This window comes from Halorubrum sp. ARQ200 (genome assembly GCF_005435115.1).
Lineage (GTDB): Archaea > Halobacteriota > Halobacteria > Halobacteriales > Haloferacaceae > Halorubrum > Halorubrum tropicale.
Window position 1 is genome coordinate 1 of sequence record NZ_SGTZ01000020.1, and the last position, 21,615, is coordinate 21,615.

The 21,615-nt window shown below is 71.8% G+C and carries 25 protein-coding genes; 11 read left to right on the forward strand and 14 right to left on the reverse strand.

Annotation, left to right across the window (positions count from 1 at the left end; genetic code table 11):
• Positions 1-175: 175 nt before the first annotated feature.
• Positions 176-472, forward strand: a complete 297-nt coding sequence (locus EXE50_RS16395; RefSeq protein ID WP_053771810.1) for a hypothetical protein — start codon at positions 176-178, stop codon at positions 470-472.
• 34 nt (positions 473-506) lie between these two features.
• Here EXE50_RS16395 and EXE50_RS16400 read toward each other — a convergent pair whose 3' ends face one another.
• The 4 genes from EXE50_RS16400 to EXE50_RS16415 form a co-directional block, all read right to left on the reverse strand.
• The gene (locus tag EXE50_RS16400; protein WP_137705595.1) at positions 507-2,687 is read right to left on the reverse strand and encodes a (Fe-S)-binding protein; all 2,181 of its coding nucleotides are present in this window, start codon (positions 2,685-2,687) and stop codon (positions 507-509) included.
• Positions 2,688-2,797: 110 nt separating this feature from the next.
• Positions 2,798-3,511 carry an energy-coupling factor transporter transmembrane protein EcfT gene (locus EXE50_RS16405; protein ID WP_137705596.1) on the reverse strand — a complete coding sequence of 238 codons (714 nt, stop codon included), beginning with the start codon at positions 3,509-3,511 and terminating at the stop codon, positions 2,798-2,800.
• Positions 3,508-4,260, reverse strand: coding sequence for an energy-coupling factor ABC transporter ATP-binding protein (locus tag EXE50_RS16410; protein ID WP_137705597.1), 753 nt, complete (start codon positions 4,258-4,260; stop codon positions 3,508-3,510). Before EXE50_RS16410 ends, EXE50_RS16405 begins: the two co-directional genes overlap by 4 nt.
• Positions 4,261-4,270: 10 nt before the next feature.
• Positions 4,271-4,852: a biotin transporter BioY gene (locus tag EXE50_RS16415; protein ID WP_053771813.1), complete on the reverse strand. Its 582-nt coding sequence runs from the start codon at positions 4,850-4,852 to the stop codon at positions 4,271-4,273.
• A 146-nt stretch (positions 4,853-4,998) separates the two neighbouring features.
• Here EXE50_RS16415 and EXE50_RS16420 point away from each other — a divergent pair, with 146 nt between their 5' ends.
• Both EXE50_RS16420 and EXE50_RS16425 read left to right on the forward strand, forming a co-directional pair.
• Positions 4,999-5,214 carry a type II toxin-antitoxin system ParD family antitoxin gene (locus EXE50_RS16420; protein ID WP_053771814.1) on the forward strand — a complete coding sequence of 72 codons (216 nt, stop codon included), beginning with the start codon at positions 4,999-5,001 and terminating at the stop codon, positions 5,212-5,214.
• Positions 5,207-5,926, forward strand: coding sequence for a queuosine precursor transporter (locus EXE50_RS16425; protein WP_053771815.1), 720 nt, complete (start codon positions 5,207-5,209; stop codon positions 5,924-5,926). Before EXE50_RS16420 ends, EXE50_RS16425 begins: the two co-directional genes overlap by 8 nt.
• Before the next feature lie 40 nt (positions 5,927-5,966).
• Here the strand turns inward: EXE50_RS16425 and EXE50_RS16430 are convergent, their stop codons facing one another.
• Positions 5,967-7,013: a hypothetical protein gene (locus tag EXE50_RS16430; protein ID WP_137705598.1), complete on the reverse strand. Its 1,047-nt coding sequence runs from the start codon at positions 7,011-7,013 to the stop codon at positions 5,967-5,969.
• Between the two features lie 145 nt (positions 7,014-7,158).
• Between EXE50_RS16430 and EXE50_RS16435 the strand changes: the two genes are divergently transcribed.
• Positions 7,159-7,890, forward strand: coding sequence for a DUF5781 family protein (locus EXE50_RS16435; RefSeq protein ID WP_121600955.1), 732 nt, complete (start codon positions 7,159-7,161; stop codon positions 7,888-7,890).
• 102 nt (positions 7,891-7,992) lie between these two features.
• Here EXE50_RS16435 and EXE50_RS16440 read toward each other — a convergent pair whose 3' ends face one another.
• Positions 7,993-9,420, reverse strand: coding sequence for a hemolysin family protein (locus EXE50_RS16440; RefSeq protein ID WP_053771818.1), 1,428 nt, complete (start codon positions 9,418-9,420; stop codon positions 7,993-7,995).
• Positions 9,421-9,570: 150 nt separating this feature from the next.
• Between EXE50_RS16440 and EXE50_RS16445 the strand changes: the two genes are divergently transcribed.
• The 3 genes from EXE50_RS16445 (at position 9,571) to EXE50_RS16455 (ending at position 11,051) form a co-directional block, all read left to right on the forward strand.
• Complete coding sequence (locus EXE50_RS16445; protein WP_053771819.1) at positions 9,571-9,831, forward strand: glutathione S-transferase N-terminal domain-containing protein; 261 nt, start codon at positions 9,571-9,573, stop codon at positions 9,829-9,831.
• A gap of 1 nt (position 9,832) precedes the next feature.
• Complete coding sequence (locus EXE50_RS16450; protein ID WP_137705599.1) at positions 9,833-10,342, forward strand: redoxin domain-containing protein; 510 nt, start codon at positions 9,833-9,835, stop codon at positions 10,340-10,342.
• Positions 10,343-10,421: 79 nt separating this feature from the next.
• On the forward strand, positions 10,422-11,051 hold the full coding sequence (locus EXE50_RS16455; protein WP_053771821.1) for an L-threonylcarbamoyladenylate synthase: 630 nt from the start codon (positions 10,422-10,424) through the stop codon (positions 11,049-11,051).
• A gap of 27 nt (positions 11,052-11,078) precedes the next feature.
• Here EXE50_RS16455 and EXE50_RS16460 read toward each other — a convergent pair whose 3' ends face one another.
• The 4 genes from EXE50_RS16460 to EXE50_RS16475 all read right to left on the reverse strand — a co-directional run bounded on the left by EXE50_RS16460 (position 11,079) and on the right by EXE50_RS16475 (position 14,384).
• Entirely contained in the window at positions 11,079-11,345 is a 267-nt protein-coding gene (locus EXE50_RS16460; RefSeq protein WP_053771822.1) for an HAH_0734 family protein, read from the reverse strand.
• Between the two features lie 89 nt (positions 11,346-11,434).
• Complete coding sequence (locus tag EXE50_RS16465; protein WP_137705600.1) at positions 11,435-12,178, reverse strand: creatininase family protein; 744 nt, start codon at positions 12,176-12,178, stop codon at positions 11,435-11,437.
• Positions 12,179-12,253: 75 nt separating this feature from the next.
• Complete coding sequence (locus EXE50_RS16470) at positions 12,254-14,074, reverse strand: ribosome biogenesis/translation initiation ATPase RLI (protein ID WP_137705601.1); 1,821 nt, start codon at positions 14,072-14,074, stop codon at positions 12,254-12,256.
• A 1-nt stretch (position 14,075) separates the two neighbouring features.
• Positions 14,076-14,384 (reverse strand): hypothetical protein, encoded by a 309-nt coding sequence (locus EXE50_RS16475; RefSeq protein WP_053771825.1) that lies wholly within the window; start codon positions 14,382-14,384, stop codon positions 14,076-14,078.
• Between the two features lie 282 nt (positions 14,385-14,666).
• Here EXE50_RS16475 and EXE50_RS16480 point away from each other — a divergent pair, with 282 nt between their 5' ends.
• The gene (locus EXE50_RS16480; protein WP_008443026.1) at positions 14,667-14,948 is read left to right on the forward strand and encodes a helix-turn-helix domain-containing protein; all 282 of its coding nucleotides are present in this window, start codon (positions 14,667-14,669) and stop codon (positions 14,946-14,948) included.
• 104 nt (positions 14,949-15,052) lie between these two features.
• On the opposite strand, the gene EXE50_RS16485 is transcribed toward EXE50_RS16480, so the two are convergent.
• Positions 15,053-15,331 (reverse strand): hypothetical protein, encoded by a 279-nt coding sequence (locus tag EXE50_RS16485; protein WP_053771968.1) that lies wholly within the window; start codon positions 15,329-15,331, stop codon positions 15,053-15,055.
• A gap of 169 nt (positions 15,332-15,500) precedes the next feature.
• Here EXE50_RS16485 and EXE50_RS16490 point away from each other — a divergent pair, with 169 nt between their 5' ends.
• Positions 15,501-16,475, forward strand: a complete 975-nt coding sequence (locus EXE50_RS16490) for a C-terminal binding protein (RefSeq protein WP_121600960.1) — start codon at positions 15,501-15,503, stop codon at positions 16,473-16,475.
• Positions 16,476-16,505: 30 nt separating this feature from the next.
• On the opposite strand, the gene EXE50_RS16495 is transcribed toward EXE50_RS16490, so the two are convergent.
• Positions 16,506-17,345 (reverse strand): DUF6663 family protein, encoded by an 840-nt coding sequence (locus EXE50_RS16495; RefSeq protein WP_137705602.1) that lies wholly within the window; start codon positions 17,343-17,345, stop codon positions 16,506-16,508.
• 120 nt (positions 17,346-17,465) lie between these two features.
• Here EXE50_RS16495 and EXE50_RS16500 point away from each other — a divergent pair, with 120 nt between their 5' ends.
• On the forward strand, positions 17,466-18,155 hold the full coding sequence (locus EXE50_RS16500; protein ID WP_137705603.1) for a methyltransferase domain-containing protein: 690 nt from the start codon (positions 17,466-17,468) through the stop codon (positions 18,153-18,155).
• A 67-nt stretch (positions 18,156-18,222) separates the two neighbouring features.
• Here EXE50_RS16500 and EXE50_RS16505 read toward each other — a convergent pair whose 3' ends face one another.
• Together EXE50_RS16505 and EXE50_RS16510 are read right to left on the reverse strand one after the other, a co-directional pair.
• On the reverse strand, positions 18,223-18,669 hold the full coding sequence (locus EXE50_RS16505) for a type IV pilin (RefSeq protein ID WP_053771829.1): 447 nt from the start codon (positions 18,667-18,669) through the stop codon (positions 18,223-18,225).
• Positions 18,670-18,744: 75 nt separating this feature from the next.
• The gene (locus EXE50_RS16510) at positions 18,745-20,085 is read right to left on the reverse strand and encodes a hypothetical protein (RefSeq protein WP_053771830.1); all 1,341 of its coding nucleotides are present in this window, start codon (positions 20,083-20,085) and stop codon (positions 18,745-18,747) included.
• 178 nt (positions 20,086-20,263) lie between these two features.
• Between EXE50_RS16510 and EXE50_RS16515 the strand changes: the two genes are divergently transcribed.
• Positions 20,264-21,562, forward strand: a complete 1,299-nt coding sequence (locus EXE50_RS16515; protein WP_137705604.1) for a hypothetical protein — start codon at positions 20,264-20,266, stop codon at positions 21,560-21,562.
• Positions 21,563-21,615: the final 53 nt, after the last annotated feature.

Genomic DNA, 21,615 nt, shown 5'->3' on the forward strand with positions numbered 1-21,615 from the left:
CGCGGGGTGTCCGCTCTCGCTCCACAAACTCCAAGTCGATCCACTCGGTACACTCGGTGAGGCGGGCGGTTTTCGGCATAGAGCACTGAATCCTCGTCCCGCCTCTTCCTTAACTTAACACCGCGCGCCGATCGGGACGTAGTTTTAAGTCCCCGTACCGGGAGAAGCCGGACGAATGAGCCCTCCCACCACCGACGGGCCGCCGGCGCCGACGACCTCCCGGGAGGAGGCGTGGGTAGCTCACGCCGCGCTGATCGACGCCGCGACCGCGGCCACCGACGACGACAGGCCGTACCGCCGTTCGATCGAGTCGATAGAGCGCGGCGCGGCGCTCGACGACGAGGGGATCGCCCTGCTCAGGGACGCGCTCGTCGACTACCTCGGCGACGCCCCGGTTCGCGACCGCGCCCCCGCGCGGGCGCTGCTGCGGCGCACCGACGACGCCGCCGACCCGCGGTCGCCGCACGCGTAGGGTCGAATGGTCCCGAAAAACGAGTCCCCGACCGCTACGAGCCGGCCTCCACCGCCTCGATCAGCAGCTCCGCGATGTCGACGATCTCCACGTCGTCCTCGAAGTTCCCCGTCTTCCGCCCGTCCTCGAACATCGTCGTACACATCGGGCAGGCGACGACGAACTTCTCTATCGCCGCCCCCGCGTCGGTGTCCTCGACCGCCTCCCGGAGGCGCTCCTCGCTCGGCTTGACTTCCTCGTCGTGTTCGGTCCAGAGGCCGCCGCCGCCGCCGCCACAGCAGAACGAGTCGTCCCGCGAGCGGGGCATCTCGTAGAGGTCGGCGCCGGTCGCCCTGATGAGTTCCCGAGGCGCCTCGTACTCGTCGTTGTACCGGCCGAGGTGGCAGGGGTCGTGATAGGTGACGGTGTAGTCTAACTCGTCGCCGGCGAGGTCGAGCCGACCGTCCGCGACTAACTCCTCGACCACCTGCGTCCAGTGGAACACGTCGACCGCGCCGTCCGCGTTCCACGGCTCCTCGCGGTCGAACGGCATCATCGGGTCGTCCGCGAACTCCGCGAAGTCGACCTCGGGATACTCGTTTTTGATGGTGTTGTACGAGTGCGGGTCGGTACAGACGATGTTCTCGAACTCGCAGTCAGCAAACGTCTCGACGTGGTGACCGGCGAGTTCGAGGTAGAGGAACTCCTCGCCGATCCGCCGGATGTCGTTGCCGTCCGTCTTCTCGTCGTCGAACAGGATGCCGAACGACACGTCGGCCTCGTCGAAGAGACGCGCGAGCGCGCGGGCGACCTTCTTGTTCCGGTCGTCGAAGCTCGGGTAGTCGCCGACGTACCAGAGGTACTCGACCTCGGTCTCGCGGGCGTCGGGCACGTCGACGGCGTCGTCGAGGTCGTCGGTCCAGTCGCCGCGGGCCGACTGCGACTCGCCGAAGGTGTTCCCCTTCCCCATCACGTCCTGGAACACGTCCTGGAGGTTCGAGTCGACTGCCCCCTCGTCGACGAGCTGGCGGTTCATCTTCGTGAAGGAGGTGAGGTGTTCGATGTCGACGGGGCAGGCGTCCATACACGCCATACAGGACATACACGACTCCATCGACTCGGCGTCGATGACGCCGCCCTCGTCGGCGACGATGGGGACGGTCCCCCCGTCAGAGGCGGCGGTCCCGCCGTCGGTCGCCACCGGCCCGTCCCCGCGCCCGGCCACCGGGTCGTCGCTCACCGACTCGCGGTACGACTTCAGGTCGAGGATGACGTTCCGCGGGTCGAGGTTCCGCCCGACGGTGTCGGCGGGGCAGGCGTCTGTACACCGCCCGCACTTGGTACAGGCGTCGCCGTCGAGCAGCTCCTTCCACGTGAAGTCCTCTAACGACTCGGCGTTGGTGTGATCGAGGTCCGCGGGGACGTTCGGGAGCCGCGCGCCCGCCTTCTCGTCGCGGGCGACGACGTTCGCGAACGAGGAGATCATGTGGAACGGCTTCGCGTAGGGGATCCACGCGACGAACGCGAACGCGAGCAGCGAGTGGCTCCACCAGAGGGCGCCGTATATCGCCTCCGCGCCCGCGGCCGTGAGCCCGGCCGCCTCCAGCCCGGTCGCGAGCGCCATCCCGACGAAGCTCACGGTCTCGGTCGCCCGCTGCGGCTGGCCGACCATGCTCACGCCCTCGACGAGGAAGCCGCCGACGCCGAGGAGGAGCAGCGTCCAGACGAACGCGTCGTCTTCGAGGGAGGTGTGTTTGCCCCACAGCCGGCCCTCGCGCTGCCGGTAGCGGCGGTACGCGGCCATGCCGACGCCGACGACGAACAGCAGGCCGAACGCGTCGACGGCGAACTGGTATGCGAGGTAGAAGTCGCCGACCCAGAACGACTCGCCGGTGAGCGGGCGGTAGAGGTCGATGTCGATGCCGAGGATCGTCGTCGCGACGAGTAAGACGAGGAACCCCCACAGCACGAACGTGTGCATCACGCCGGTGTACAGGTCCCCGTCGAACTGGTTCTCGTTCGCGAGGACGGTCTTCGTCGCGGCGGCGACCCGGCCGGGCAGGTCCGACAGCCGGTCCCGCGGGTCGGCGCTACCGCGCGCGTACGCCGCGAACCGCGCGTACACGCCGTACAGAAAGACGAGGACCGCGACGGCGGCGAGCCAGTAGAACGCCGCCTTCCCCACCGGACCGATCGTCCAGAAGGTCTCTCGGGTGGCCGCCTGTAGGGGAGTCATGATCGATCACCGGGATACCGTGAGGTTAAAACTTGCCACAACCGGGCGGCCGTCGCTCGGCGTTCCCCGGTTTCGAGCGCTCGGCGACGCGCCGCCGGTGCCCTGCCGCCTCACGCGACCCGGAGGACCGCGGCCGCGAGCAGGCACCCGGCGAGCGCCAGCGCCGGGGCGTCGACGCGGCGGAACGCCAGCCGCGGGAGGGTCGGGTTCCACGCGAAACAGCGGGCGACGAGCGCCGTCCCGAGCCGGTCGGCCCGGGAGAGCGCGCGGTCGATCCCCGCGACGGCGACGATCCGCATCCGGTCGCAGACGGGGCGCTCGTCGCCGAGGCGCGCCCGCATGGCGTCGCGCGCCGCGAACAGGTCGCGCCGCAGGAGCGGCAGGAACCGGAAGACGAGTGCGACGCCCGCGCCGAGGAAGACGCCCGGGCGCCCCGGAATCGTCCGCTGAACCGCCGCGCGGGACTCCCGGACCGGCGTCGACCGGACGTACGCGGCCGCGACGACCAGGATGAGGAGGACGCGGTAGCTCGCGAGCGCCGTGCCGGCCGCGCGCTCGACCCGAAACCACGGCGCGCCGAGGGTCGCGCCGGCGACGAGCGGCGCGACGAGGAGGAACGGCAGCGCGACCCGGTACGCCCAGAGGTCGCGGGCGCCGCCGTCGGCCGCGAGGAGGCAGGCGGCGGCGAGGGGGGTGAGGACGGCGAGCCCGCGCGGCGTGGTGTGCGCGTACGCCGCCGCCGCGAAGGCGACCTGCACGAGCAGCTTCGAGCGCGGGTCGAGGCGGTGGCCGACCGAGTCGCCGGGGACGTACGACAGCGTCATCCGTCGCTCGGGCGGGGCTCGGCGGGGTCGGCCTCGGGGACGCGCACGTCGAGCCCGGGGAGCGCCGCGGCCGCCTCGGCCGGCGGCGCGTCGATCGCGACGCGGCCGTCCGCCAGGCCGACCACGCGGTCGGCGACGCCGAACACGTCCCGGAGGTCGTGGGTGACGACGACGACCCCGGTCCCCTCGCGGCGGAGCGCGCGGAGCCGCTCGACGACCGAGCGCCGCGCCGGCTCGTCGAGGCCGGTGAACGGCTCGTCCAAGACGAGGTGGTCGGGCTCCATCGCCAGCGCGCCGGCGATCGCGACCCGCTCGCGCTCGCCGCCTGACAGCGACGCGATCCGGTCGGTCTCGCGGCCGGCCATGTTGACGGCGTCGAGCGCGGCCTCGACGCGGCGGTCTATCTCCGCGTGCGAGAGGCCGAGGTTCTCCGGCCCGAAGGCCACGTCGGCGCCGACGGTCGCCGCGACGAACTGGTCGCGGGGGTCCTGAAACACCATCCCGACCGCGGTCCGGGCCGCGACGAGGTCGGTCTCGACCGGGGTCCCGTTGACCGCCACGCGGCCGGCGTCGGGGTCGACGAGCCCGTTGAACGTCCGGACCAGCGTCGTCTTCCCGGAGCCGTTCGCGCCCGCGACGATCAGGAACTGGCCGTCGGGGACCGAGAGTGAGACGTCGTCGACTGCCGTGACGCCGCCCTCGTCACCGGAGCCGCCGTACCGACAGGTGACCTCCCGGACCTCGATCACGGCGGGCCCCTCACCGCGCCGCGATCGCGTCCGACCGGACGATGCCGATCGCCGCGGCCATCTTCGCGCCCTCCGCCGGGAGGAAGACCACGGCGCCCTGGATCACGGACTCGGCGAGGGTGAGGTCGAGCGTCAGGTAGAGGCCGGCGACCCCCATCGCGTAGACGACGACCGTCCCCGCGGTCATGGCGGCCACGAGGAGCGGGGCGGAGACGGCGTCGAGGTCGCGGAGAGCGGCGCCGCGGTGCGCGATCGCCCCCACGAGCCCCGCCGCGAGCGGGTACGACCAGAGGTAGCCGCCGGTCGCGCCCACGAGCTCGCCGAAGCCCGCCGCGCCGCCGGAGAACACCGGCGCGCCGAGCGCCCCGGCCGCGAGGTAGAGGACCAGGGCGGCGGCGCCCCAGACGGGGCCGAGGAAGATCCCGGCGAGGAACACGCCGAGCACCTGGAGCGTGACGGGCGCGGGCGACACCGGGAACGGGAACGATACGTACGCGAACGCGCCGACGAGCGCCGCGAACAGCGCGGCGCGCGCGAGGTTCGTCGCCGCCTCGTCGCCGACGAGGTCGACGGACTCCGTGTTCGTTGCCATGGCTGAACGGACTCGTAAACCTACTTCAACGTAGCGGTTTACGAGTTCGACGCCGCCCGCTCGCCCCCGAGTCCGACTACCGTGAGAGCCCCCGGATAATCCTCGGATAATAACGTTCATCCCCGCCCGGCGTCCACGAGACGAGTATGCCCAAGATAAGCGTCGAGATCCCGGCGGAGCTGCTCGCCGACCTCGACGAGCACGTCGGCGACGACGGGAAGTTCGTGAACCGCAGCGACGCGGTGCGCGCGTCGATCCGCAAGAACCTCGACCTGCTCGACGAGATCGACGCCCGCCACGACCGACTCGACGGCGACCGCACGTCGACCGCGGCCGAGACGAGCGGAGGGACCGATGAGTAGCCGGACCGCGACCGGCGGGAGCGGGCCGTTCCGGACCGACCCCCTCGACCGGTCGGCGGTCGCGGCGGTCGGGCTGATCACGCTGTTCACCGTCGCGCTCGCGACCGCGCAGCTCACGGCCGCGAAGGTGCTGGCGCTGCCGCTCCCGGTCGCGTTACCGGTCGTCGGGCCGGAGATCCTGCTGCCCGGCGCGGCGCTGGCGTACGCGCTCACGTTCCTGGCGTCGGACTGCTACGCGGAGCTGTACGGGCGGCGGGCGACGCAGGTGGTCGTCAACGTCGCGTTCCTCGCGAACTTCCTCGTGTTGGCGCTCGTGTGGTCGACGCTCGCGGCGCCCGGGGTCGACCCCGAGGTGTCGGCCGCCTTCCAGACCGCGCTCGGGCCCGCGGCGAACATCGTCGCCGGGAGCCTGCTGGCGTACGTCGTCAGCCAGAACTGGGACGTGTTCGTCTTCCACGCGATCCGCGACCGCACCGGCGAGCGCATGCTGTGGCTCCGCAACCTCGCGTCGACGGCGTCGAGCCAGGCGATAGACACCGTCATCTTCGTCGGCGTCGCCTTCTACGCCGCGCCGCTCCTGCTCGGCGTCGGACCGGTGTTCGACCCGCCGACGCTGCTCGCGCTCGGCCTCGGCCAGTACATCCTGAAGCTCGGGATCGCGGTCCTCGACACGCCGGTCGTCTACCTGATCGTCGGCGCGGTCCGGGACTGACCGCGTCGCTCGGTTCCCGGTCCCTTTCTTCTCGCGGCCGTCAACCGACCGCGAGCGCCCGCGCCGCCCGGTCCGGGAGGTCGACCGGCACCTGCTCGAAGGAGTCGCCCGCGTCGCGGGTGACGAAGAGCCCGCGGTTCGAGAGCGCCCATATCTCCCCCGCGGCCCGACCGGCGGCCAGCACCGCCCGGTAGGTGCCCGCGCCCGTCGGGAACCCGCGGTCGTCGAGGCGCTCGAACGCGCCGGGACCGCGCTCCGAGCCCGCCGCTCCTCCCTCCTCGCCGCGCCGGTAGCGGTAGAGGTAGCTCTCGCCGCGGCGGTGGGCGGCCGTCGCGCCCGCGGCCGCGCTGACCAGCGCGGTGTCGGGGTCGTCCGGGTCGACCGCGAGCCCCCAGGCGTACCCGTGGTCGAGGCCGGCCTCGGGGACGCGCCACGAGTCGCCGCGGTCGTCGCTCTCGGCGAAGCCGTCGCCGGCCGCGGCGTAGACGCGGGCGGGCGCGTCCGGATGGGTCGCCATCGCGTGCGTGTCCCGCCGGGCGCCGGCCGGGCGGTCGGTCCACGTCGCGCCGCCGTCCGCGGTCACGGCGAGCGCGCCCGCCTCGATGCCGACGAGCCACCGCTCGGGGTCGGCCGGGCAGGGCTCGATCCACCGCACGTGGTGGGTGTCAGGCCGGGGCGGGAACGACCACTCCGACGCCGAGGGGAGGTCAGTCAGGCCGCCGACCGGATCGGCCGTCTCGCCGCCGTCGGCGGAGCGGTACGTCCGCGAGGGCTCCGTCCCGATCCACACGACCGCGGGGTCGTGCGGGCTCGTCGCGACCGCGGTCACCGCGTCGGGACCGGACCCCTCGGGGCCGAGCGTCGCCTCGGCCGCGCGGGCGAACCGCTCGCCGCCGTCGACGGAGCGGAACAGCCCCGCGTCGAACGTCCCCGCGAGGACGCGCGGTCGTCCGGGGTCGTCGGCCCCGGCCTCGCGGCGCGCGACGGAGAGGCACTCGACGCGCTGGCCGGAGAGGCGCGTCTCGACCGCGCCGGTCGCGGGGTCGACGATCCGGAGGCCGTCGTCGTAGGCCGCGTAGATCCGCATGGGTCGGGGTTCGGCCAGGAGGCCCAAAAGCGTACGCCGGCGCATCCCGGCGGCGAGGCTTCGGCGCGTCGACCCCGGACGCGGGCGGAACCGGGGTTCGACGAGCGCAAGAGACTTATCGCCGCCGCCCGTGTCAACTGTACGCATGGATCTTCGCGTCCAGGGGGACGTACCCCCCGACCCGTTTCTCGGCGCCGCGGACCTCTTCGAGACCGAGCGCTCCGTGGAGGCGCCGGTCCGCGTCGTGGTCCGCGAGGACCCGGACGAGCGGACCTGGGCCGGCCACTACGACGACCACCACGTGCTGAACGTCTCCCGGCGGGCCGCCACGAGCGCGATGGCGCGCGAGCTGGCGATCCACGAGCTCGCGCACATGGCCCGGTACGAGGAGGGCCACCCCTCGCACCTCCAGTCGACTGAGGAGGCGCTGTACCTCGGGCTCTCCGGCGAGACCGTGGAGCGCCGCAAGCTCGCGCATTGCTACCAGATCGCGAACCACATGAAAGACATCTACGCCGACGACATCACGCTCTCGGTCGCGCCCGCGGGCAAGCTGCTCGGGTTCCTCGAATCCACGCTGGCGGCCGCGGTCGCGGACCGCCCCGACGTGTCGCGCACCGGCTCGCCGCCGGTGACGGCGGGCGCCGACCCCGAGATAACGGCCGTCAACGCGGCGTTCGCGCTGGCGCTGGTCGAGCGCCACGGCATCGCGGGGCCCGACCACCGCATCTACGATCTCGCGCGCGCCGCCGGGAGCGACACCGACGCCGTCGACGTCGACGCGTTCAAGGAGCGCTTCCTCGACCTCGGCCACGACCCCTCCGAGAGCGACTACCGGAAGGCGCTCGTCGCCGCCGCGCGCGCCTACGCGGTCTGAACGGGGTAGCGCGTCGCTCGCGGGCGACGCTGCGGGGACGATGGTCGGTATCGGCAGTCGTCGACGGTCGATCCGAGTCCGGAAGGCGTCGGCGGCGCCGTCTCACTCCGCGTCGTTCTGGACCGGATCGCCCTCGCCGTCGGCCTCCGCCGCGTTCTCGTCGGTCGAGTCCGTGGCCTCGACGGGCGCGCTCGACTCCTCCGCCTCGGCGGCGCCGCCGTCGAGGACGGTCACGCGGGCGGACATGATCCGGGTGTTGTCGACGCGCTCGATGCGGATCCGGACACCGTCGAACTCGATCTCCTCGCCCTCCTCGACGAGCCGCCCCGCGCGGTTGAACACGAAGCCGGCGAGCGTCTCGAACTCCTCGCCCTCGGGCAGTTCGATCCCGAGTATCTCGTTGACCTCGTCGATGTTGACCTGTCCTTGGACGACCGCGACATCGTCGTCGACGAACTCCACGGGCGCCGACTCGTCGCCTTCGAGGATCTCGCCGACGATCTCCTCGGCCACGTCCTCCAGCGTGATGATCCCCTCCGTGGTGCCGAACTCGTCGATGACGGTGACCATCTGGAGGCGGTTCTCCTGCATCTCCGCGAGCAGCTCGTCGGCGTTCTTCGACTCGGGGACGTGGAGCGTCGGCTTGACGACCCGCTCCAGAGAGGGCGTCCCCTCGGAGTAGCGCAGCTCGCGGACCAGGTCGCGCACCGTGACGACGCCGACGATGTTGTCGAGGTTCCCCTCGTAGACGGGGACGCGCTCGTGGTCGGCCTGGATACACGTCTCGATCGCCTCCTCGACGGTGTCCTCCTTCGCGACCGCCGTGACGTCGAGCCGCGGCGTCATCACCTCCTTGGCGATGGTGTTGTTGAACCGGAAGATGCGGTCGAGCATCTCGCGCTCCTCCTCGTCGATGACGCCCTCGCGCTCGCCCGTCTCGATGATGTCCTGGATCTCGTCGCGGGTGACGTACGACGACTCGATCGCCGAGCGGCCGCCGGTGATCTTGTTGACGACCCGGGTCAGGTAGTCGAACAGGACCACGAGCGGGAGGAGGACGTACTCGGAGAGCTTCAGCGGGCGGGCGATGCGGAGCGCCCACGACTCGGTGTTCTCGACGGCGTACGACTTCGGCGCGCTCTCGCCGAACAGCAGGACGAGCGCCGTGATCCCGAAGGTGGCGATGGTGACGGCCTGCCCCTGCCCGAAGCCGAGGTAGACGAGCAGTCCGGTGGAGATGGAGGACATCGCGATGTTGACGATGTTGTTACCGACGAGGATCGTGATGAGGAGGCGGTGCGGGTCGGTCTTCAGCGCCTTCACCGTCTCCGATCCCGGCACCCCGTCTTCGACGAGGCTGTCGATGCGGTGCTGCGGCAGGGAGAACATCGCGATCTCCGACGAGGAGAAGAACGCCGACAGCGCGATCAACACCAGGATCGTGAGCGCGCCGAGCGCGGCGACGACGGTGTCGCCGGGCATCTGTATCTGGAGGAGACCGGCCGTCAGCGTACTCGACCACAAGCCCATATTCGTTTGTCATCCGTCGGCCCACGATTAAAGGGTTCCCTTCGGTGAGCCCCGCGGCGGGGCGGCTGAGTGCCGGCGGGGCGGCTGAGTGCCGCCGAGGCGCGTGCCGCCGCCGACACGGTTACCCGTCTCGCGGGCGAATCGCGGGACATGAGCGAGCCACAGATCACCCTGTACCGGCTTCAGGCGTGTCCGTTCTGCGAGCGGGTCGTCCGGACGTTGAACGAGCTCGACGTAGCGTACCGCTCCCGCTACGTCGAGCCGATGCACTCCGAGCGCAACGTCGTCAAGCGCGTCTCCGGCGCCCGGAGCGTGCCGGCGATCGTCGACCGCGAGACCGGCGTCACCATGTCCGAGAGCGCGAACATCGTCGAGTACCTGAAGGGGATGTACGGCGAGGAGGGGGCTTGAGATGCCGGATTTCGACGTCGTCTCCCTGCCCGAGACCGACCACGTCGCCGAGGGCGACACGGCGCCGGACTTCACCCGCCCGCTCGTGAACGGCGAGTACTGGGAGGACCGCGCGCTCGCCGACGTCGTCGACGGGCCGACGCTCCTCCTCTTCCATCCCATGGACGGCACCTTCCAGGGGACGTACCTCTACAACACGGTCGACGACCACGGGTGGAGCGACGACCTCGACGTGCTCGGCGTCTCCATCTCGACGCCGTACGCCCACAAGCGCCTGCTCGCCGAGCGCGGCGACGGCGTCCGGATCTTCTCCGACCCGGGCGCGAGCGTCGTCGAGGAGTACGGCCTCGCACACGAGATCGACGGCATGAGCGGGATCACGGAGAGCCGTCCCGCCGTCTTCCTGCTCGACGCCGACCGCACCGTGGAGTACGCGTGGGTCGCGAGCGAACACCCCGAGTTCCCCGACGCCGAGGCGATCGGCGACGCGGTCGCCGACTTCGTCGACTGACCGGACCCGGGACCGCGGCCCGGCGCGCGGACCGCACACACTCGTCACGCTTTTTCAACTCGCCGCCGAACGGTCGCGCGTGACCGCCGACACGAGCGACGACGGACCGGACCGATCCGAGGAGCTGCGCGCGGCGGCCGCCGCCGTCGACCGCGGCGACCTCGTCGTCTACCCGACCGAGACGGTGTACGGGTTGGGCGCCGACGCGCTGGACCCCGAGGCCGTCGAGCGCGTCTTCGACCTGAAGGGCCGCGACCGGTCGAACCCCCTCTCGCTCGGCGTCGCGAGCGTCGACGACGCGCTCCGCCACACCCGCCCGACGGAGGTGGCCGTCGCCTTCGCGCGGGCGTTCCTCCCGGGGCCGGTGACGGTCGTCGTCGAGCGCGGCGACCGGGTGCCCGACGCGCTCACCGCCGGGCGCGACCGCGTCGGGATCCGCGTGCCGGACCACGACCTCGCGCGGGCGCTGCTGGCCGAGACGGGCCCCCTCACCGCGACGAGCGCGAACGTCTCCGGGACGGGCAGCGTCACCGACCCGAGCGACCTCTCCGACCGGATCCGCGAGGGGGTCGACGCCGTGATCGACGGCGGCGAGACGCCGGGGACGGAGAGCACGGTCGTCGACCCCGAGGCGGGAACGATCCACCGCCGCGGGGCGATGGCCGGCGCCATCGAGGCGTGGCTGGCGGACCCGCCGGTGGACGGGTGAGTCGGCGAGAAGAGCCGTTCGCGGCGCTCAGACGGAGAGGTCGCCCTTCGCCTTGATCACGTCGAGGTCCTCGGCGTCGACCGTCTCGACGTCGAGCCAGTGGGGGACGTACTCGCGTTTGTCGTACGCCTCGCGCTCGTCTTCCGTGCCGACGGTACACCAGAGCTGCGGCTCGTCCGGGCCGTGCCAGCCGCCCTGAACGTTGATGCCGAAACAGACCAGCTCCTCGCCGTCGTGCTCGATCACTGCGTCCTTCCGGATGTCGGGGTCGCCGCGGATGATGAGGTGGTGCATGTGCCGGGGTTCGCGTGTTCCGGGCTTAATCGCTTCGATACCGCGGATCGAACGGCGGCGGCGACCCCGCGGACCGCGGGGGTGGCCCCCTACCAGCCCCGGTCGAGGTCCTCGACGAGCGCGCCGAGGATCTCCCGGGTCGTCGCGGCGACGATGGGTTCGAGCGCGTCCGGGTCGCTGTTCGTCGGGTCGCCGAGCCCGCCCAGCTCCGTCACCTCGTCGAAGTACTCGTAGCTCCGAGTGCTGGGCAGCTCCGCGGCCTCCTGCGGCTCTTTCTTTGCGGTCCGCACGAGGTCCGGGCGGTACAGCTCGACGAAGCTCGTCTCGTGGTCGCCGGCGTGGCCCCAGCCCTCGCCGTACGCCTCCGTCAGGTCCGCCTCCGCGAAGTCCGTCCAGTGGACGAAGTGGACGGTGAGGTCGGTGTCGCGACCGAGGCGGTCGGCGGCGATCGACAGCGGCTCGCGGTTCCCGCCGTGGCAGTTCAGAATTAGCAGCCGGTCGGCGCCGTGTTCGGCCACCGACTCGCCGATCTCACGGACCACGTCGACGTACGTCTCCGTCGAGAGCGTGACCGTCCCGGGGAACCGCATGTGGTGTTCCGACTGCCCGTACGGCAGCGTCGGGAGCCGAAGCAGGTCGAGGTCGAACTCGTCGGCGGCGGCGACGAGCTCGGCCGTGAGGTGGTCCGCGCGGAGCGTGTCCGTCGACACCGGGAGGTGCGGGCCGTGCTGCTCGATGCTGCCGGCCGGGAGCACCGCGAAGTCGGCGTCGTCGATCGCGGCGCCGGCGTCCTCCCACGTCATGCCGAACAGGTCGTCGTCCGTCTCGGGCATGGCGGAGGCTCCGGCGTCGGGCGACGAAAAGCTCGGGGTAGCGGCGAGAGCGAACCGGTCGTCCGAGCGACTGCCTCAGCCCGAGTAGTAGTACTCGCCGTCGCGCTTCTGCTGGCTGTCGAGCTGCGACCCCGGCTTGTTGATCCGGGGACGGCCGGTGCGCTCGTCGCGCCGGAAGGTGATCTCGAGGTCGGCGAGGAACTCGTTCATCCCGTCGCGCATGTCCTGCGGCGGCGCGGCGCGCCCGCGTTCGGCCGGCTCGCCGTCGAACACCATCAGGCGGTCCGCGAGGAGGTCGATCATGTAGATGTCGTGGTCGATCACCATCACGGTCGCGTCGTGGTTCTCGGCGTACCGGCGGATCGCGGTCGTCGCCCGCACGCGCTGCTCGACGTCGAGGTGGGCGGAGGGCTCGTCGAGCAGGTAGAGGTCGGCGTCGTCGGAGAGGCACGCCGCGATGGCGACGCGCTGGCGCTCCCCGCCGGAGAGGTCCGAGAGGTTCTGCTCCATCACGCGCTCCAACTGGAGCGGCTGGGCGATCTCGGTGTTCCAGTAGGAGGAGCCGAACTCGTCGGTGATAGAGGAGAGGAACGCGTCGACCCGCATGTGCCGGTCGATGTCGATGTACTGCGGCTTGTAGGAGATGTCGAGCGCGAAGTCGAGTTCGCCCTCTTCGGGCGCCAAGTCGCCCGTGAACAGCTGCGCGAGCGTGGACTTCCCGATCCCGTTCGGGCCGACGACGCCGAGCACCTCGGAGCGGTTGATCGCGCCGCCCTCGACGCGGAGCTCGAACTCGCCGTCGCCGTACGACTTCCGCAGGTCCGGGTACTCGATCAGCGTCTCGCTCCGGGAGGCGACCCGCGGCGCGTGCTCCTCGAAGGTGATCGCGGAGGGCCGGATCCGCATGTTCTCGTTGTCGAGGTACCCCTTCAGGTACTCGTTGATCCCCTTCCGGACCGACTTCGGGTCGGTGATGACCCCGTACGCGCCCGGCTCACCGTACGCGACGTGGAGCGTGTCGGCGAGCAGGTCGAGGATCGCGAGGTCGTGCTCGACGACGAGCATCGAGCGGTCGGCGGCGGCGTCGTCCGCGAGCTCGCGGATGAGCCGGGCGACGATCATCCGCTGGCCGATGTCGAGGTACGGCGTGATCTCGTCGAGGAAGTAGAAGTCCGCGTCGCGGGCGAGGCAGGCCGCGATGGCGACGCGCTGGAGCTCGCCGCCGGAGATTGAGTCGATGTCCTGGTCCATCACCGGGCGGATGTTGAGGCGGTCGACGAGGTCGTCGAGCGCGCCCCGCTCGTCGGTCCGCTCCAACAGCTCGCGGGTGTTCCCGTCGAACTGGTTGGGGATCTGGTCGACGTACTGCGGCTTGCGCGCGACCGTCACGTCGCCCGCCTTCAGCGATTCGAGGTAGTTCTGGAGGCCGGTGCCGCGGAAGCGGTCGAGGACGCGCTCCCAGTCGCCGTCGGCGGCGTGGTCGCCGAGGTTCGGGACCATCTCGCCGGCGAGCGCGTGGACCGCGGTCGACTTCCCGATCCCGTTCGGCCCGAGGATGCCGGTGACGCTGCCGGGCTCCGGCGTCGGGAGGCCGTACAGCGAGAAGGCGTTGTCCCCGTAGCGGTGGACCGGGTCGTCGTCGAGCTCGGAGGGGAGGTTGATGATCTCGATGGCGTCGAACGGGCACGACTGGACGCAGATACCGCAGGTCTCGCCCAGACAGATCTCCTCGGAGATGTGGATCTGGTCCGGGTCGCCCTCCTCGGCGTCCGGGCCGCGCTCCGTGATACACTCCTTGCCCGTCCGGTTTGGCGGGCAGTCCTTCATACACTCGTAGTTGCAGCGGTCGGGCTGGCACCGGTCGAGATCCACGACCGCGATACTGTCGTCGGCCATCTCAGACCCCCAGGTCGACGGCCGAGGTCAGCAAGACGGTGTAGCTGATGAACCAGAGGGTGAACGTGAGAAACGCCACGTAGAGGTTGTCTTTGATCCCGAGGTCGCCGACGCCGACCGCCTTGAATATCGGGTACTGGGCGATGACGAACGCGCCGAGCACGAATACCGCGGTGGTGCTCGCGGCGGACGCCGGGTCGGTGCCGACGTAGACGGCCGAGACGACGCCGGCCGCGATCCCGGCGAGACTGCAGATGGTCGTGACGACCACGCCGCGCGCGTGGTCGGACAGGCCCGAATCGTCGCTCATGGCTTCGGATCCGCGAGCGCCCGTGAAAAGCCGTTCGTTCCCGCCGTCGCTCGCGACCGGGACGGGCCGCCCTCGGGACGCGACGCTCGGGCACCGCCGCGCGTCGCCGCGGCCGAGGCGCGCGCGAGCCGAATCGCTGACTGACTGGTCAGTCCAGCGGGAAATTAGCGGCTTATTTTGCTGGTTTGTGACGCGAGATGCGGCCGATTTCGCCGGTAAACGGCGCTGAGACGGGGTTGCTCCATCAACATTTATGAACGTGTGCGGTTTCGAATCGTAACGATGGAAGGAACTCAAACGGAGGGGCTCGACGACCTCCCACCGAGCGCCAAACTCGTCTTCAAGGTGCTCGAGTACAACGGACCGCTGACCCAGAAGGGGATCGTCCAAGAGTCGATGCTGTCGGCCCGCACCGTCCGGTACGCGCTCGAACGGCTCGAAGGGATCGGCGTCGTCGACGAGGACGTATACTTCGCGGACGCCAGACAGAACCTCTACAAGCTCACGGAGCCGGCCCAGGAGTTCACCGCCGACGAGGGCGAGGCCTCCTGTACCGCCGACTGACCCGCGGCGGTCGACTCCCCGTCCCGTCCGTATTCTCACCCTCTCTCGGCGACGCCGAGCGACGCGTCCCGCGCGCCACGGACCGCCCCGCACGGCGTCCACCGCTACTCCGGCGGCTCCGCCCCGCCCTCGCGCGCGCCGCGGACCGCCGCCGCGACCGTGAGGACGACCGCCACCGCCAGCGCCGACGTCGCCGCCAGCACGAACGCGAGCAGGAGGAACCAGACGTCGGGCCCGAACAGCGGGTACTCGCGCGTGTCGATCACCGGCCCGAGCAGTTCGAGCGTCCGGACGAGGTACAGCGAGAGCGCGAGCAGCGCGCCGGCGGCCGCCCCGATCCGGACGTTGCGATAGAACGACAGCGACTCCAACAGGACCAGCATCGGGGGCTTCGAACTGTCCTCGCTCACGGGGGGACGTACGGCCGGCCGCCGCAAAGAGCCATCGGAACGCGGCGCCCGGTGCGGCGATCTGTCACGATCGAATCGGACGGAAGAGAGCCTGACAGCGTTAGTGACAGCCGTCAAGTGGGTCGGTGATGAAGGACCGCGCATGCCCAGAGTCGTGCTGTCGGCGTTCCCGATGATAGACCCGGAGACGTACCGCGAGGTACTCGCCGACGCGGTCGACGAGCCGGTCGATGTCGAGGTCGCGGAACTGGGGTCGACCGAGCGGCTGATCGACGCGGCGGCCGACGCCGACGCAGTCGTTACCGACATCAACACCCCCGTCACCGAGGCGGCGCTCGACGCCACGGACCCGCGGGTCGTCGTCCGCTCGGCCGTCGGCGTCGACAACGTCGACGTGGCGGCGGCCGCGGAGCGCGGGGTGACCGTCACCCGGGTGCCGGACTACTGTACCGACGAGGTGGCGACCCACTCCGTCTCGCTGCTCCTCGCCTGTCTGCGCTCGCTCAAGCCGTACGACGACGCGGTCGCGGAGGGCGGGTGGAGCTGGGAGGCGGGCGTCCCGACCCGGCGGGTGAGCGCGTCGACGATCGGCCTGCTCTCGTTCGGTCCGATCGCCCGCCGGGCGGCCGAACAGCTCTCCGGGTTCGGCGCCGACCTGATCGCGCACGACCCGTTCGTCGACGCCGAGGAGATGGCCGACCACGGCGTCGAGAAGGTCGAGTTCGAGGCGCTGTTCGACCGCGCCGACCACGTCGGCGTCTACGCCCCCCTGACCGACGCGACGCGGGGGATCGTCGACGCGGACGCGCTGGGGCGCCTGAGCGAGGACTCGGTGGTCGTCAACGTGAGCCGCGGCCCGGTCGTCGACGCCGACGCCCTCCTCGACGCGCTGGAGCGGGACGGAATAAAGGCCGCCGGCCTCGACGTGCTCGCCGAGGAGCCGCCGGAGGACGACCCGCTCGTCGGCCGTGACGACACGGTGGTCACGCCGCACGCGGCGTGGTACAGCGAGGAGGCGAAAGACGACCTGAACCGGAGCGGCGCCGCCGACGTGGCGGCGGTCCTCAACGGCGAGACGCCGGACGGTCGGGTCGACCCCGAGGCGGACTGGCTGTAGCGCCGCGGGAGTCCGGGGAGACGCGCCGGCCTACAGGCGGTCGAGGGCGTCGAAGTCGTCGTCATCGTCGAGCGGGTCGTCGTCCGACCCGTTCGACTCCCCCGGGGCGTCGTCCGCGGCGTCGGAGACGAGCGAGTCGCCGTCGTCGCCGCCCGGGTAGCTCGCGTCGAGCCCCGCCGCCAGCCCGGCCCCGAGGTCGTAGGTGTCACGGACCGTCTGCGCGAGGACGCCGTCGCGGTCGAAGACGACGTAGACGGCGACGAACTCGTGGGCCGCGGGGCGCAACACGAACACCTCCCGCGGACCGTCGTCGTCGCGCGACTCGTTCACGCGCGCGACGAGCGGTTCGATCGGGAGCCGACCCGTGCGGACCTCGTCGAAGGTGTCGCTGCCGGGCGCGTCCGCGAAGAGGTATAACGCGCCGTTGGGGTCGCCGTCGTTCGACCGGGTGGTGATCGAGCCGACGGGCTCGCCCTCGGCGCGGATCTGCCGCCAGGTCTCGACGGCCGCCTCGAACATCCCCTCGACGTCGTCGGCGAAGCGGAAGCGGGTCTTGCGGACGACCCCGACGTCGCGGAAGCGCGCGGAGCCGTCGGTCCACGCCAGCGTCGCGTCGACGACGAAGCCGGGCCGGAGCGCGTCGACGGCTTCGCCGAGGTCGCCCTCATATCCCTCCGCGGTGGCGTAGAGGGGGTCGTAACGGTCCTCGGCGTCGGGGGCCGTCGGGTCGACCGGCTCGTCGGCGAGCTCGACGAGGACGAACTCCTCGGCGTCGGCCGCGCCGGGGTCGCCCCCGTCCGACTCGTCGGCGATGTCCGGCCGCCGGCGCCGGTCGTGGACGCGGAACCGGCCGCTCGTCGTCGGGTCCATACCGAGCGGTGGGGCGGCGGGCGGAAAAGCCGGTCGGAAGCGGCGCGGCCCGCTCGTCCGCGGCCGATCCCGCCCGCGGATCCGTGTCGTTATGGGGCCGCCGGCCCAAGGAACCGGTAAATGGGGATCCTCGAGGACAAGTCGAACGCCCGGCTCTTCTACAAGTACCTCTCGAAGGTGTACGACCGGATTAACAGCTTCAACTGGAACGAGGAGATGCGCGCGGAGGCGCTCTCGTGGCTGGAGTTCGGCGACGACCCGACGGTGCTCGACGTGGGGTGCGGGACCGGCTTCGGCACGGAGGGACTGCTCGAACACGCCGACGACGTCCACGGGCTCGACCAGAGCATCCACCAGATGGAGAAGGCGTTCGAGAAGTTCGGGAAGCGCGACCGAGTGAACTTCTACCGCGGCGACGCCGAGCGGCTCCCGTTCCGCGACGACGCGTTCGACGTGGTCTGGTCGTCCGGCTCCATCGAGTACTGGCCGAACCCCGTCGACGGGCTGCGCGAGCTCCGGCGCGTCGCGAAGCCCGGCGGGCAGGTGCTCGTCGTCGGCCCCGACTACCCGCACAACCCGATCCTCCAGCGGGTGGCCGACGCGATCATGCTGTTCTACGACGCCGACGAGGCCGACCGGATGTTCGAGGCGGCCGGCTACGAGGAGTTCGAACACCACATCCAGCAGGCGACGCCGCAGAGCCCCCGCGCCATCACGACCGTCGCCCGCGTCCCCGACGACGGCGAATCGGGCGACGAGTCGGCCGCGGCCGCTCCCGACGCGGACCCCTCGGCGCCCGGCGCCGAGTAGCGGTCGGATCCCTCGGCGCTCGACGCCGAACCGGGACGCCGGTGCGAAGGCGTCCGAGACGCGCGTTCTACCCCGGCTCGACGACCGTCTCCAGCGTCGCGACCGGGCGGCCGGCGGCCGTGATCTCGACGGTGACTCGTCGGCCCGGTTCGAGCGTCGGGTCGTTGGTGTCAGCGACGCGGAACGCCGCCGTCTCGCCGACGCGCAGCGTGTCGTCGCCCGCGGAGTTGAACGGGCCGGTCGGACCGGGGTGGAAGCCGGCGGCCGAAAAGAACGGGAGCGGCGGCTGCTCGTCGAGCGGTTCGCCGTCGACGCTGACGCGGACCCGGACGGCCGCGACGTCGATCGGGTCGCCGCCGCGGTGGTCGATCGCGACCCGATCGTCGGTCGCCGACAGCGACAGCACCGCCGACGGCGGCACCGTCGCGCTCGGCCCGCCGAGCGCGGCGGCCGCGACGCCGCCGGCCAGCACGACCGTGATCGCGATGAGCAGCACGCCCGCGACGGGCGCCATCCCTCGGGCGCGGCGAGCAACTGGTGACACGGGGGCGGTGGGGCGGTTTCGGGTAAAAGCGTCGGCCCCGGGCGGTCACTCGTCGCCGACCGGCCGCGGCGTCGGGAGGGGTTCGATGCCGTCGAGGACGACGACGCGGGGCTCGTCGACGACCGTGATGCGGTACGGCTCGGCGGGCGAGAGCGTCCGGACGACGCCGTTCTCGTCGGTCGCGCCGATCGCCCGGCTGTCGCCGCCGCCGACGGACTTGGTGACGGTGACGCCGGAGACCGGTTCGCCGGTCTCGTCGTCGAGGACGGTCACGGTCACCGGCCCGCCGGGGTAGGTCCGTTCGACGGTGACGTTGAACCCGTCGCCGGCGGCCGCGACCGGCTCGGTGTCGGGGAACGCGGCCAGGTCGACGCGCTGGTGCTCGACGAACACCCGCTCGGTGCCGCCGCTGACGAACGTCCGGAGGACGCCGAACTCGTGCGGGATGGTGATCCGCTGGACCGCGCCCGCGCCGAACGCGTCGGGCTCGCGCAGCGCGGCCGTCTCGGGGTAGGCCGCCTCGGTGATCGCTATCGCCGCGTCATTCGAGATGTCGCCGCCGCCGCGGTCCCAGCGGTCGGTCCGGAAGACCTCGCGGACGTACTCGCCGTCGACGACGGTCGCGAGCACGACGGCGTCTTCGCTCGACGCGACGTAGATGTCGTTCGGCGAGGACTGGCCGCGAGCGGTCGCGAGCGCGTGGTCCCGGACCGGTCCCTCGTACACCTGGAGCGCCACCTGAAGCTCGTCGAGCCGACCGGGCGAGCTGAACCCGTCCGTCGACTCGGCGAGCGCGTCGATGGCCTCGAGCCGCTCGTCGTACTCGCGGGCGGTCGCCGCCACCCGGACGAGCTCGTCGACCAGCTCGCGGTCGCTCATCTCGCCGGCGGCGTGCGCGCTGAAGGCGTCCGCCTGGCGGCTGGACAGCGCCACCTCCGCGCGCTCGACGCGGTTGATCTCGACGAGGATCTGCTGTTGGCGCTCGACACCGGCCTCGGCGCCCTCGATCCGGTCGACGACGGCCGCGGTCTCGACGGCCGCGTCGGCGTCGGCGGTGGCGAAGCCGAGCGCCGAGCCGAGGTCGGGGCCGCGGGCGTACGTGCCGACCCGCGTCTCCGCCCCGGGCGGCGTCGAGAGCGTGCGGAGCGTCAGGTTCGTCGTTTCGATCTGCGTCGCCGGCTGGCCGGCGGCGACTGTCGGGTCCGCGGGCGACGTCGAACTACCGGGCGACGCCGGACCGGCGGGGAGGTCCGGAGCGGCCGGCGAGGCCGAATCGGCGGACTCCGCCGGGTCGACGGACGGGGAGACGGCGCCCGGCGCGGTGACGCCGGCGACCGGGGCCACGACCAACAAGACCGCGACCGCGGCGATCGGGAGGGCTCTCATCGGCCGACGGTTCGGCCCGGGACACAAAAAGTCCACCCACTGCGGCCGGCCGCCCGGGCCGACGGACCCGCGTCGCCGTCAAGCGGCACGCGGGCGCGAGCGGCGACTCGGCCGGGCGTCCTGTCAAAAAACAGCGTATGGAAAGCGTTTTGCCCGGCGCGCGAGTGGCCCGTGACGTATGCGGAACCCCGCTCTTCGCGCGCTCTTGGTCGCCGTCGTCGCGCTCGCGCTGATCGCGAGCGCCGGCGTCGCGGCCGACGGCGCGGTCACGGCCCCCTCCCCCCTCGACGCTGACAAGAACCCGACCCGCGCGTCGGCCGCCGCCGACGGCTCAGGCGTCGCCGGCGCCGTCGGGGACCGCTCGACGGCCGCTCGCCAGCAGACCGACGACGGCATCACGTCGCCGTCGACGACGCGGATCCGGATCGGTCTGAACCCCGACCGCAGCGCCGACTGGACCGTCGCGGTCCGGTACTCGCTGGCGGACGCGAACGAGACGGCGGCGTTCAGGACCGCCGGCGACCGCTTCGAGGACGGCGAGGTCGGCCCCGACGCCGCCCTGTTCGAGGGGTTCCGCCGCGAGGCGAGCCGCAACGTCGACCGCTCGATGGCGATCGAGGACGTCGAGCGCGAGGTCGAGGTGTACGAGGACCCGAGCGAGTACGAGGTCGCGACGGAGGACGCGGTCGCGGTCGGCGAGGTACGGCTCACGTTCACCTGGACGGCGTTCCTCGAACGGGACGGCGAGAGCCTCGTCCTCGGCGACGCGCTGACGACGCCGGACAACGAGACGTGGCTCCGCAGCCTGGAGGCGGGCCAGACGCTGGAGGTGGCGACGCCCGAGGGGTACACCGTCACCGGAACGCCGAGCAGCGCCGTGACCCAGCTCTCGGACGGCGACGTGATCATCGAGGGGCCACAGACGTTCGAGGAGGGCGAGCCCGTGGCGATCGTGTACGGCCCCGCCGGAGCGGGCGCCCCGTGGACGATGCTGATGGCCGCGATCGTGCTCGCCGCGGCCCTCGTCGCCGGGAGCGTCGTCGGGTACCGCCGGATCAACCCCGGGAGAGACGGGCCGGGCGAGTCGGCGGCGAACGGCGGCGAGGACGTGGCGACCGGCGGCGGGCCGGGTCCGGGCGGCGTCGGGAGCGCCGGTCGGGAACCGGAGGCGGACGACGACGGCGCCGACGCGGGCGACGAGGGGGACGACGGCGACGACGGCGACGACGGGGAGGACCTCTCGCTGCTCTCGGACGAGGAGCGCGTCGAGCGCCTCCTCGACGCCAACGGCGGCCGGATGCGGCAGGCCGACATCGTCGCCGAGACCGGGTGGTCGGACGCGAAGGTGTCGCAGCTGCTCTCGGCGATGGCCGACGAGGGCCGCGTCGAGAAGCTCCGCCTCGGCCGCGAGAACCTCATCTCGCTGCCCGACGACGAGGACGGCGGAGGGGCCGACGGCGACCGCGCCGACGAGTAGCCCGCCGATCGCGGCAGTGGTGGCGGGCAGCGGGGCGGTCGCCGCGGCGTCGG